Here is a 12,342-nt window from a genome sequence, read left to right as displayed (position 1 = left end):
AAAAGGCTGTCTCAAAAGTGTCATTCTGAACACAGACTGAAAGTCTGCGAACAAAGTTCTGGAATGTAGTGAAGAATCTCATCTGGTTGTTTATGATTGAGATTCTTCCTTCGTCAGAATGACAAAAGTCCTAGTGGACTTTTGAGACAGCCTCTTTTTTGTTTTATAATGGATTATTTTTTCAGAGCTTCGCTTACGGCCTTACAATCAGCAGGGTTTAGCTTCTGCCCGTCTTTATAACTGATTTTTTTCTCATCAGCATATTTGGATTGTCCGTCTTCTTCTTTATGATCGCCAATACCTTCTGTTAAAATATTATCCTTTTGAAGGAAGTAGATATCTCTTTTGCTCTTTTTACCTTCAGAAGTAAACTCATACGTTAATTTCAGGGTATCTCCGGATTTGAAACCCGTTACATCTCCTTTTGAACTGTCCTTTTCACTGTTTTTATAAGATAATTTTCCGGTGATTGTTCCTAAATTGTCATCAATAGAAGCAAAAACACTGTCTTTTCCTGTAACCCCGATATAACAGAACGACTTTGGTCCTAGGGTATCTATTACAGGATCTTCTACAGCAATGGTGTCTGCTTCCACTTTGGGAGCCGGTGCTTCAGTTTTCTTATTACAGTTGATTAAAAAAGCTGATACAGCGCCCAATAAGATTAATTTTTTCATATCCTTAATTGTTAAAAATCAAATTTCTATTCTGCTAAAATAATAATAGTATTTGTATATTAAAAATAGGATATGAAGAGATAATGATTTTATGATGAAAATTAATATTTCAGAAAATGAATTTTAAGGAAAAATATTAATTGAAAAAATACATTGAAATTATCAATACTTACGACCTGTTAATTATAAATCTAATTGGACAACAATGTTTAAAAATATTGCTCATAATGAAATATGATTTTAATGCTCTTAAAAATGTCTAATGTTTTTAGGCATGAAAAATGATTTAATTTTTAAAATTGATTGTAATGAAAAAGATGACTAAAGTCCTGGGTTTGGGTTTATTTATTTTAGGTTTACGTTTTGTCGAGGGACAGACTCCTCAGAATTATATTTATACCTCCTCGGGAGATCTGCATAGAATTGAAAAACTGATTACCCGCAAAGATATTGGCGGAGTACAGATTGTCTATAACTGGAAGGCTTTGGAAACATCAAAAGATGTATATGATTTTTCTGTTATTGAAAAAGACCTGAATTATCTGACAAGCCTGAATAAAAAACTATTTATACAACTTCAGGACAGATTTTTTGAACCACAGGCAAAATATATTCCTGAATATGTTTTGAAAGATAAAGAATATACAGGAGGATTGGTTCCTCAGTATGATAACCCGGGTGAAAATAAACCTGTTGGAAACGGTTGGGCTACCCAGCAATGGAATCCGGCTGTAAGGCTGAGATTTCAGAAACTGATAGCAGAGCTGGCAAAGAAATTTGACGGAAAAATTCAGGGGATTAATCTTCCGGAAACAGCAATCGATATTGATATGAAAAAGGATAAAACAGGCTTTAGCTGTGACCGTTATTTTCAGGCCGAATTGGAAAATCTGAAGTTTGCGAGAAGTGCTTTCCACCATTCTTACGTTCTGCAATATGTCAATTTCTTTCCGTGTGAATGGGAAAATGACCATCAGTATATGTCCAGACTATTCGATTTTGCTTACAAAAATAATATTGGGTTGGGCGGGCCTGATATTGTTCCGGATAAAAAAGCACAAATGAAAAATTCTTATCCTTTTTTTAATCGATATAAAGGAAGGCTTTCTATGGTAGCAATGGCCGTTCAGGAGCCGACTCTGACCTATAAAAATCCGAAAACTAAGAAACATTTTACCAAAGAAGAATTTACCGAATATGCTGAAAACTATCTGGGCGTTAGCATTATTTTCTGGAGTATGGAATCTCCCTGGCTGAGAGATCCCAGTTAATTATTCTCCTCTATACTTTTAATATTCCTCTAAAACCTCTTGCCGCATAGTAAGAATCTGCACCATTGTGATAAGTAAATACAGTATTGTACCGTCGGTCGCAGAAAACAGCACCTCCAAGTTCACGGATCTGCGTTGGTGTTTTGATCCAGCTTGAAGTCTTCTGGTCAAATTTTCCCAATTCCTGAAGCTGGCGGTATTCTTCCTCTGTTAAAAGTTCAATGCCCATTTCAGAAGCGGTATCAATGACGTTACTTTCTGGTTTGTTGGCTTTTCTGGCATTCCAGGCAGGATAATCATAGCATAAGCTTCGGCGTTTGGGGCTTTCCGGAGAGCAGTCAACGAAGGAATATTCATCCGTTTTTTTATGGTAATCTACTACGTCGGGTTCACCTTCTGTGGTTTCCATTTCGTATAAAGACCGGATCTTTTCGGGATTGGTTTCCAGTTTTTGCCGGATCTTTTCCCATTTCAGGTCTTTATGACGGTTCATATTTTTTTCGAAACGGGCTTTTAGTGTTTTTAAAAGCTCGTTGATTTGTTCCGGAGTCAGTTTCTTTTTCATGTCAAATTTTATTTTGTTATATGGGTATGTTGAGTGGTATTGTTGGAATCGCGAAGACGCAAATTTTATTAATAATGCCTTGTTTAAAGACACTAGGATTTTAACTGCAATAAAATTTATTCATTTTAATCTTAAAACATTAATCAATAATAGTGATTTTTCTTTCTGCCGGTCTGAAGTACCAGGAAATAATGACCAGTACCAATAATAATACTGCCGGGAAAGTTCTTCCTGCTGTGTCACCCACGATAAGATGGGAAATTGCAGCGCCTGACATGACAAAGAAAAAGCCTGCATACGCCCATTCTTTCAACAGTAAACGTTTAGGAATTAAGATCGCAATAACGCCCAGAATTTTCCAGACTCCGATAATGGTCATCAGATAAGAAGGATAGCCGAGATGGGTAAAATTGGCCAGCTCATCTTTATTTTTTATCAGCTGGATAATGGCCGTGGAAACCATTCCCAGAGCCATCCAAAGGGTAAATATCCAATAGATGATCTTTGTTCTTTTTTGTGAGGGTTGTGGTGTGTTCATGATCTGTTTTTATAGTTAGTCGTTTAATCCTATTCCTTCCATGATTTGTGGGATACATTTTTCAATGCGGGCTTCACGGGTTTTAGACTGTTTGGCAGAAGAAAAGTGGAGTAGATAAGCTCTTTGTCTTCCGGGAGTTAATGCTTGGAAAGCTTCCTGTAATGCAGGATTTTGATCCAGCTTCTCCTGAAATTCCTCAGCTATTTCAAAGTCTTTTGTTTTCTTCATTTCCACTTTAGCGCCTGATTCTTCTATTTCAACGGCTTCAAACATATACGAGCGAAGAACTTCCTCCAAATCATTGATTTGCGCTAGCTCTGTAAAGCGGATCTGTCTTGCTGCCTGTACGTTTTTAGACTGCTGAATCAGGATATTGTCAGGATCTTTCATTAAAGCACCTTTGAAGAAGAGAAGGGCACAGTATTCCTTAAAACCGTGGATCAGGAAAATATTCTTCCCTTCATAAGTATAACAGGGGCAGCCCCATTTTAAATCTTCTGTAAGCTCTGTACTCAGGGCAATAGTTCTTAATTTTTCAAATTCTTCCTGCCATTGTCCGGCGTTTTCGAAGAAAAAATTAACTTTTGGATTCATATGGTGTTGGGTTTTTGTGTTTGAGGGTTGGAGAGTATAAGGGTTCAAGGTTTAACATTTAAAGTTGTTATCCTTTTCCTGACCATTGACGATTTACTTGCAAAGCAAAATTCACTATTGACATTGGTGTTCACAATTTAAACTTTGACATCTATTATCTCTTCGTCTCACCACCTAACAATTCCTGCAAACGATTATGCGCCCTATTAATACCCTGTGCAAAAGGCATCTTAAGGTGCTGATCTCTGAAGTCTACAGATTTATAAATGGTCTGGATTGTGATTTTGCTTGTGGTATCTGTTAACTTTTCAAATGTTAAAAACTCCATCTGAGCTGGAAATGGGGTGTTTTCCATCTGGAAAGTTCTTATAATTTTCTCATTCTGAACAATGTCATGAATAGTTCCATTGGCACTGAAAGCCACATCTCCCTGAGGGTTTGACGTTTCGAAGCGATAACTTCCGTGCTGTTTGTTTTCGAATTGGGTTACTTTCGTTCCCATCCATTGTTCGAAAAGTTCTGCTTCTGTATACGCTTTGAAAAGCAGTTCTACAGGAAGATCAAATTCTCTGATGATGAAGATTTCCTGCTTTCCGTCTTCTGCCTGAATTTTTGTTTTAAGTTCCATATTTTGAGTTTTCTTAAGTTTGAGGGTATTAGAGTTAGAGAGTTTGAGGGTTTTAGGGTGGGGGAAAACTGATACTATTTGAGGTCTATTATCTATTCGTCTTTCATCTTTTATCTCATATTATTTCTTACTCATGTTTTGGAAGGCTTTCATCACACTTTCCAGCTTGTTGAATTTCTCATCCCACATGTTGCGGAAGGGTTCTATAAAATCGGCTATTTCTTTCATTTTATTGGGATTCAGATGATAGATAATTTCTCTGCCATTTTGTTCAGATCGCAGCAGTTCACATTCTGTAAGGATCTGGAGATGCTTTGAAACGGTAGGTCTTGCCGTATCAAAATTGGAAGCAATGGCTCCCGCTGTCATCGACTGTGCCGCCACCAACATTAATATAGACCGTCTTGTAGGATCTGCTATAGCCTGAAATACATCTCTTCTTAAATTCATTGTGTAGTTATTTGGCTACAAATATATATGTAGTTATTTAGCTACGCAAATATTTTGTAATAAATTTTTGATTGTAATGAAAAAAGCTCAACAATGTATTTACCTATATTGTTGAGCTTTGAATTTTTAAATTTCGAAGAGAAGAAATAGGCTTAAGATCTTACTTCCCAATCTTCAACTATATTGATGGCTTCCCGCAGATAGAGATCTTTCTGAAGATTTTTAACCCATGCCTCAGATTTGCTTTTGAATGCGGCATCGTTTTTCTCTCTTTCAATATCCTTTGGATACATCGTGAATGTAAGACCATTTTCCAGTGTTTTTAATATTTTGAATTTATCATCCTCAGTTTTTCTCTGCTTCATCAGTCCGCTGTATTTCTGAATGCTTAAAGGCACTGTTTTTTCTTTCCCCAGATTTTCTCTCCATTGGGCATACTCAAGTAACAGTTTATAATTATCATTTTTAGCAATTCTCTCTGTACTTACTTTCTGCAAAGCCTGAATATTGAGAAAGTTTTGTTTATTGAAGGTTGTTCCCGGTATTTTATCCCAGGCCAATGCGTAGTCATCATATTTTTCACCTATGTCTGCATAAGAAAAGATATCTTTCATCTGGATATCTGAGCTTACTCCTTTTCTCTGTGTAGACTCTCCGGTGATTCTATAATATTTCTGAATGGTTAGCTTTACAGAACCAAAATCTTCTTCCGTATTTAAAAACCTGTTCAGATCTACAAATACCTGTACGGTTCCTTTTCCATAGGATACAGGAGATCCCATAATTACCGCTCTTCCGTAATCCTGCATCACACCGGCTAAAATTTCTGCCGCAGAAGCAGACAGTTCATTCTGTAGAATCACAAGGGGACCGTTCCAGATGGGCGCTTCATTTTTATTTTTTAAAGTGGTAATCTTTCCATTTCCGTCTTTCACCTGCACATAAGGGCCTGCATCCATGAAAAGCCCCATAATATCACCAACTTCCGTTAAAGAACCACCGGAATTACCTCTAAGATCAAGAACAATTCCCTGAATATTTTGCTCTTTAAGTTTGATAATTTCATTTTTAATATCATCAGATGCATTTCTTCCGTCTTTGTCTTCAAAATCAGCATTGAACTTAGGTAAATTGATAAGGCCGTATTTCTTATCGGATGCATTTACGATAATACTTTTAGCAAAAGTATCTTCAATCGATATTTCTTCACGGTTCATGGTTACTTCCTGAATCGTTCCGTCTTTTTTCTGTACCGTTAAAGTAATGGGAGTTCCTTTTTCACCTCTGATTAATTTGATGGCTTCGCCGGAAAGCATATCCACAACATTGACAGGTTCCGTATCGGGCGTAGATTTTATTTTTAAGATCTTATCACCTTCCGTAAGCTGCTTGGTCTTCCATGCCGGAGCTCCAATGGATAATGTTCCGATATAAAGGCTTCCTTTCTTTTCCTGGATCATTGCACCTATCCCGATTATTTTTCCTTTGAAGTCCATATCAAAATCCTTCTTTCCCTGCGGTGAATAATAATTGGTATGCGGATCAAAAATATGAGTATACGCATTCATGTACACAGTAAACGAATCCATTTTTTGCCTTTTCCTGAATCTGATAAATTTTTCTTCCAGAAGATCTTTAACATTTTCTGTCGCTTTTTTTATCTTTTCATCCTGGCTGAGTATTTTGGGCTTGCTGCTGTTTTCTTCATTGGTAGAATCATCCTTCTTTTTTTCGCTTTTCCTGTTCAGGGATTCTATTTCCTGGAGAATATTGTATTTTACATATTTCCGCCATTCATTATATTGCTGCTGCTTGTTGGCAGGTGCATTTTTTAGTTTAGGTTCCAAAGTCAGTATTTCATCTTCTTCCAGATTGATGGGTTTACTGAAAATGTCTTTGGTCATTTTATCAATTTCATCAATCCTTTGAGACAATTTATCCACGGTCAGTTTATAAAAAGTCAGATCTCCGGTGTTCAGATAATCGTCCAGTTTGGTTTCATATTTACGAAACTCATCCATATCAGATTGCAGGAAATAGGTTTTTGTAGGATCTATTGATTCAAAATACTGCTTATACACTTCTTTTGAATACGCATCATTAATAGGTTTGGGGCTGTAATGCAGGTAAGACAAAATATTCTTGGTATTGACCATGATGATCTGCATCTTTTCTTCTTCATTGCCGGGAGGGCGGAAACCGAACGCAAAAAAGGTAAGCGGAAGAAGTAGTAAAAAACGAACGGTTCTAAAATTTTTCAACATATCTCTGATTGTGCTTTTAATTGAAAACTATACTTGTTTTGTTGCCATTAATTGATCTTTTTTCAATGTAATGATTGAAAATAGTAGTAAATACGAGCTTTCAATATGCTTTTATAAACATCATGTGAATGTATGAAAAATATTGATAATAAGTAGTTGTGGAGGAGAATTTTAAGATAAGTTTATGGTTTGAAAAGTTAGAATATCATAAATATATTTAAATAGTTTATTGGTTTTTCCGTAATTTTAGTGGTAGGAATTTATCAATTTCTGAATCATTGAAAGTTAATTCTTCATTTAATTGAAGAGCTTTTTGTGCTTGTGAATAAGCCTTACTAAAAGTTCTTGGTGAACCTTTGTAAGTTTTAGAAAGATCGTCTAATAATTCATTTCTCTTTTCAATTATTGAATCAGGTGTTAGTAATCCTGCTTTTAAATCTGTTAAAAGAGAAAGATATTTTTCTCGAATATCAAATAGTTCGAGGGCTGCTGTTGAATGTTTTTGTATAGTTTCCCCTAAATTATATTCTTTAAGAAAACTGGTTAAACCAAATTGAATAGCGGATAAAACAGTACTGGTAATTAATGCCCATTCTTCTCCTTTAAATACTCGAACTAAAAGACCTGTTGTAATAAGAGCAGCCAAAATTATTTGTATATTCTTGATGCAATTGCTTTTCCGAGTAAGTATATCAGCACATTTTTCCTGAGTCTTATGTGAATAAACTATTTTTCCATAATTTTCTCTTAATTGGGCTTCTAAAACTTCTTTAGTTAGGGAATCTGAATCCATATATTTCTTTCCATTTTTGTTTTGCAGACCATTCCATTTTATCATTTTGATACTTAATAGCTTCTTTTGCTTTATTATAAGCTATTGTAGCTTTATATTGAAAGCTTTCTGGATTGTATATTGTTTGATTGCTTCCTAACGCAGACCAAGTTGATTGATTTTGAGATTGATTTTTAAGATAGTCAAAAAAATCACGACACATTAAATCATAATATAAGTAGGACTTATTGCGGTTTTCCCAATTAATCAAAAATCTGTAAGCAAGCGTATCTATTAATAATCCCTTAATAGGAACACTACAGAAGTGTTTCCATGCTCTTGTCATTCGACATAAAGGTCGCAGGTTATAATTTGTTAAATCATCACCAATTCCTATCATGTTAATTTCAGGAATGGGATTCGTTGTTTTCCAACTACCACCATCATTTGAGTCTGCAAATATGTATGAATCATCATTGTTTTTAAAAACGGGTAGAACCTCTATTTCCATACCATCAGCAAACTTAATAGAAACAATTTGACCATCTCCTTTTACACTTGTAGTTGGATATGTTTTTGCAATTGAATTTTTTACTACTTGTAAAAATGCAGACTGACCATTTCCAATATAATCATTATAATTTAGATAAAATCTCCAAGGCATTTCGAACAACATGTCTACATCACTGATCCATCCAGTAGCAGTATTACGCCCAAAAGAACCAATGTATCGTCCTCCCGTAGTGCAATCATCCATATTCCAGAAATCTTTATTCAACCTTTTGCAGATACTTATATATCTCATTGAAATTGTTGAACGTAAAGTATTTCCAATTAATAAATTATTAGAAAAATTCTCAAAATATACAGCTTCGCTCATTTATTTTATTGTTTTCTATCAATCAACCTCTCCAACTTCTCAATCATTTCCTTCTGCTGCTCCAGCATACGCTCATAAAGCTCCACCATTTTATCAAGAGGATTAAAAGTACAATGGAAATTTGCTTGTCCGCCATCACTAAAAGTGTTTGCAACAGCGCTATCATGGAAAGTATTTGCTATAATGTTGATTGCTGATTCCTCATCAAAATTCTCAATCGCTTCTGCAGGAACTTTCAAAATCTTCGCTACCTGTGCCAGAATATCAGATTCTACGGTTTCTTTTTGCTCTAAAAGGGAGATTTTCTTCTGGCTCCAGTCGTCGCCCAGTTCAAAAGCCAGTGCTTCCTGCTTGATTCCCAGCATTTCGCGGAAACGCTTTATATTTCTACCCTGGTGTATTTTTTTATTTTGCATATCTGTGTAACTCATAATAACAAATATAAAGCTTTAGATTAAAAAAATAAAGCGCTGTTTTAAAATAAATACTATTCTAAAATATCTCTCTTTCAGAATAAAATATCCTTTCCTCAGATGGTTTATCCTTCTTATTATGCCTTCATTTGTAGAAAAATAACACCTATGAAAAGAAAAAGAAGAATGACCAGCAGCAAATATAATGAACTGAACAATCGTTACCTTACGGTTTTCCTCAAATCATTTTCAAGAGCGTATGGCAAAATAGTCTACTTCCCCGAAATAAGAATAGCAGGGAAGTGGGTACAGCAATGTGGTTTTCAGGCGGGAGACAAAATACTGGTTACCGTAAGCAGAAACCAGATTATCCTGGAAAGGGAAGTGAGCTATGAATGATGAATGAGATGCTGACAGTTTCCCGTGAATTTTTGGGCTGACGCAGCAGGAAAGGATCTCCTAATCTGCAGAAGGGATGCAAAACCCAGATGTCATAAAAAATAAAGAGCTACCTCGAAAAAGGTAACTCTTTTATATTGGGGGTTCAGATGGGTGCAGCTGTTTACTGATATACTCCGTTTACCTGTAATACTGCCTTGGCCATAAATTGATTTAAGGAGGTTGTTGAAGGGGCAGGCCTTGCTATAGCAATGTCAGCATTGGCGCTTCCTGCCGTATTTCTTCTTGTAGCATATACTTCTAAGGTATGGGATCCCACAGACAAATTAGAGGCCTGTCCTAAAATAGACCATTTGTCAATAGTTCCTACAAAACCGTTTCCTGAGATATTAAACAGTCTTGCAGCAATTAATTTACCATCTAAAAATATTCCGATAGCGTAGGAGACCGCCATACCGCTTGACATTGTACTTGCTGAGTCATACTGCGCTGTACCTTCTGTTGAAATATTGATAGTATTGGTAGGCTGAATGATATTAAAAGTGGATTGTAATCCCGGTATTTTGGTCCAGCTTCCGCTACCCGGCATAATACTGCTTGTTGGAGAACTGTTTTCAGTGTATGTTGTAGGACCAGTTTGCCCCGCTTGAGTAAGAATTAATCCCGTACTATTGCTTACAGAAGGCAATACAAATGTAAGGTTACTTCTATCAGTAGCTGTTTTTACTACACCATTGGCATCAACAAGCAGATAAGATCCGGATCCCGGTTTCAGTCCATCAATTCTTAACGGATCAGTTACCCCGTTACCTACCACATGCAACATTGTTTTCGGATTACTGGTATTTATACCAACCTGTGCAAATGTAGTTACATACATCGGAAAGATTAATAAAAATAATTTCTTTTTCATTTCAAGTGAGTTTAATTAAAACAGCCTCTTTACGAGTTACAAAACCTGAAGAGGCTACTTAAGCTATTCATATGTGTTCTTAGAATCTAAAATATTATAGAATTAAAATTTTACTATTTCATAATTCATTTAATATTTTTCATAAATTTTAAGCAAAATTATATTTTTTTTACTCATAATTATTTGTGATTTATATAGATATATATCGTTGCTGAGTAGATATTTATCTATAAACATTTCACTATTATAATTCCCTTAAATGTTTGATGATGAGATTTTTAAATAGAGTGGTGAAATCAATAATTTCAGAAGGCTATAGGTTGTAGGAGATTGCTGTGAAGAGTCTTTCTAAGACTCTGTTTGTTAATCGGCAATTGAGGTCTGTGTCAAAAAAAAATGTATTCTTTGATTTATAAGACAAAATAGGAGGATGGTTTTCAGTTTTTAAAGCAGAAATCGTTTCTTTATACCTGAGGAGGAGTTTTTGCTTTTTTCTTTACAAAAATGTCTGTCCAAAAATATATGGAGTACAGTCATAAAAATGGTGATTTTATTCTGCTTTTTCACTAGGGTAGGTATTTTGTTTTTTTTTATTAACACACTAAAAGGTGTGTTGTTTTATGGTTGCAAATGTATAAAATAATTGTATAAATCAAAAAAAATGAGATGAAATTATCCTGAGAATTTTAATGGTGTGTTGCTGTGGAAAGCTATACTCAGGAAATTGCCTTATCTTTGCGTTTTCTATGCCTTCCGGCATTCATCAATATTATTTGAAAATGAAATTTTTATTAGACTTTTTATTCCGTGTTGTACAGCTTTTTACAGAGCCTTATTTTTTAGTATTTCTTGCAGTGGTTATCATTGCTCTGCTCAAAAGAAAAAACAAAGGTAAAAACCTGAGAATAGGAGTTGGCTTCTTTGCCGTTTTAATGATCGTTTTTATAGGAAATGGCTTTCTGGGGAAACTGACTTCCGGATATTTGCAGAAAAATTATGTAAGTCCTGTTGCGAGTAAGAATAGAGTTTCTCAAAATCCCGTTATTGTTGTATTGGGTGGTGGCGTTGTAGCCTTTGAGCATACAGAAAGGCTGCATACACTGTCTTATTCCAGATTGGTAACTGCTTATCAGCTGTACTATGAATACAAGAAAAACAATCTGCCTTGTAAAATAGTAATTTCCGGAAAAGGAAGAGGCCATACAAGTGAAGCAGAATTATTCCGTGAAAATTTTAAAAAGATGGGAGTATCAGATGCTGATATCATGAAAGAGGATAAAAGCATGAATACGTATGAAAATGCAAAATATACCAGCAAGATCCTAAAACAGCTGGCTCCTTCTGATGTATATCTGGTTACCTCCGGATTTCACATGAAAAGGTCTGTGGCTCTGTTTCATACATTTGGATTAAACCCTGTTCCACAAGCCTCAGATTTTATTGATACTGAAATTACTGTATTTCCTAACAGTTATAATGCAGCATTTACTTTTGTGATGCTTAAAGAAGTATTGGGAATATGGCAGGTACAGCTGTATAACAGTTTGGGATTGAATGGATAGCACTTAAATTATGATATAAACCGGACACTTAAATATACCAGGTGTCCGTTTTTTTTAATAATAAAATGTTTGAAACTTTACAAAACCACAAAAGTTATTAAAACTTCATTTTAAAACACTTGAGTTCAGTTAAGGAAGTTTAAAATCATTCCGAAATAACTTCACTTTGCAACTTGTGCAAAGTGTTAATTATCAGTTATTTATGCTATAGACAATACAATTGCTCAAATAAGCCCTGCTTTTCAAGTCAGTACCTGTACTATCTGACTGAAAATAGAGTGGATATAAGGGCAAAATTGGCTTTCGCATGATTATTTGGGTTTTGTAAAGGCTGCATAGAAAAATACACTAAACTTATATAGGATCAAGCGCAAAAGTTGGGGACTAAGCAAAAAGTTTGGATAATCTGAATAGAA

At 35.1% G+C, this 12,342-nt stretch carries 14 protein-coding genes; 3 read left to right on the top strand and 11 right to left on the bottom strand.

Annotated elements, in window-relative coordinates:
• Nucleotides 1–173: 173 nt before the first annotated feature.
• Nucleotides 174–677 (bottom strand): hypothetical protein, encoded by a 504-nt coding sequence (locus tag ACODR7_RS07040; RefSeq protein ID WP_488838353.1) that lies wholly within the window; start codon nucleotides 675–677, stop codon nucleotides 174–176.
• Between the two features lie 308 nt (nucleotides 678–985).
• On the opposite strand from ACODR7_RS07040, the gene ACODR7_RS07035 reads away from it, so the two are divergent.
• A complete protein-coding gene (locus ACODR7_RS07035; RefSeq protein WP_488838351.1) occupies nucleotides 986–1,948 on the top strand; it encodes a hypothetical protein in 963 nt (320 codons plus the stop codon).
• Between the two features lie 10 nt (nucleotides 1,949–1,958).
• On the opposite strand, the gene ACODR7_RS07030 is transcribed toward ACODR7_RS07035, so the two are convergent.
• The 9 genes from ACODR7_RS07030 to ACODR7_RS06990 all read right to left on the bottom strand — a co-directional run bounded on the left by ACODR7_RS07030 (nucleotide 1,959) and on the right by ACODR7_RS06990 (nucleotide 9,070).
• A complete protein-coding gene (locus tag ACODR7_RS07030) occupies nucleotides 1,959–2,513 on the bottom strand; it encodes a DUF4256 domain-containing protein (RefSeq protein WP_488838349.1) in 555 nt (184 codons plus the stop codon).
• A gap of 139 nt (nucleotides 2,514–2,652) precedes the next feature.
• Nucleotides 2,653–3,051 (bottom strand): DoxX family protein, encoded by a 399-nt coding sequence (locus ACODR7_RS07025; protein ID WP_488838347.1) that lies wholly within the window; start codon nucleotides 3,049–3,051, stop codon nucleotides 2,653–2,655.
• A 15-nt stretch (nucleotides 3,052–3,066) separates the two neighbouring features.
• Complete coding sequence (locus ACODR7_RS07020) at nucleotides 3,067–3,645, bottom strand: YdeI/OmpD-associated family protein (protein WP_488838345.1); 579 nt, start codon at nucleotides 3,643–3,645, stop codon at nucleotides 3,067–3,069.
• A gap of 154 nt (nucleotides 3,646–3,799) precedes the next feature.
• Entirely contained in the window at nucleotides 3,800–4,273 is a 474-nt protein-coding gene (locus ACODR7_RS07015) for an SRPBCC domain-containing protein (RefSeq protein WP_488838343.1), read from the bottom strand.
• 120 nt (nucleotides 4,274–4,393) lie between these two features.
• Nucleotides 4,394–4,723 (bottom strand): ArsR/SmtB family transcription factor, encoded by a 330-nt coding sequence (locus ACODR7_RS07010; RefSeq protein ID WP_276964995.1) that lies wholly within the window; start codon nucleotides 4,721–4,723, stop codon nucleotides 4,394–4,396.
• Nucleotides 4,724–4,875: 152 nt separating this feature from the next.
• Nucleotides 4,876–6,987 carry a carboxy terminal-processing peptidase gene (locus ACODR7_RS07005; RefSeq protein ID WP_488838340.1) on the bottom strand — a complete coding sequence of 704 codons (2,112 nt, stop codon included), beginning with the start codon at nucleotides 6,985–6,987 and terminating at the stop codon, nucleotides 4,876–4,878.
• Between the two features lie 226 nt (nucleotides 6,988–7,213).
• Complete coding sequence (locus ACODR7_RS07000) at nucleotides 7,214–7,780, bottom strand: SLATT domain-containing protein (protein ID WP_488838338.1); 567 nt, start codon at nucleotides 7,778–7,780, stop codon at nucleotides 7,214–7,216.
• Complete coding sequence (locus ACODR7_RS06995) at nucleotides 7,758–8,639, bottom strand: SMODS domain-containing nucleotidyltransferase (protein ID WP_488838336.1); 882 nt, start codon at nucleotides 8,637–8,639, stop codon at nucleotides 7,758–7,760. Before ACODR7_RS06995 ends, ACODR7_RS07000 begins: the two co-directional genes overlap by 23 nt.
• Before the next feature lie 5 nt (nucleotides 8,640–8,644).
• Nucleotides 8,645–9,070, bottom strand: coding sequence for a helix-turn-helix transcriptional regulator (locus ACODR7_RS06990; RefSeq protein WP_488838334.1), 426 nt, complete (start codon nucleotides 9,068–9,070; stop codon nucleotides 8,645–8,647).
• A gap of 150 nt (nucleotides 9,071–9,220) precedes the next feature.
• Between ACODR7_RS06990 and ACODR7_RS06985 the strand changes: the two genes are divergently transcribed.
• Nucleotides 9,221–9,451 carry a SymE family type I addiction module toxin gene (locus ACODR7_RS06985; RefSeq protein WP_488838332.1) on the top strand — a complete coding sequence of 77 codons (231 nt, stop codon included), beginning with the start codon at nucleotides 9,221–9,223 and terminating at the stop codon, nucleotides 9,449–9,451.
• A 163-nt stretch (nucleotides 9,452–9,614) separates the two neighbouring features.
• On the opposite strand, the gene ACODR7_RS06980 is transcribed toward ACODR7_RS06985, so the two are convergent.
• A complete protein-coding gene (locus tag ACODR7_RS06980) occupies nucleotides 9,615–10,364 on the bottom strand; it encodes a hypothetical protein (RefSeq protein ID WP_488838330.1) in 750 nt (249 codons plus the stop codon).
• A gap of 779 nt (nucleotides 10,365–11,143) precedes the next feature.
• Here ACODR7_RS06980 and ACODR7_RS06975 point away from each other — a divergent pair.
• A complete protein-coding gene (locus ACODR7_RS06975; protein ID WP_488838328.1) occupies nucleotides 11,144–11,926 on the top strand; it encodes a YdcF family protein in 783 nt (260 codons plus the stop codon).
• Nucleotides 11,927–12,342: the final 416 nt, after the last annotated feature.

The sequence above is a fragment of the Chryseobacterium sp. FG46 genome (assembly GCF_057809135.1).
The sequence above is the reverse complement of the archived record's forward strand: the minus strand, read 5'-3'. Positions and strand labels throughout refer to the sequence as shown.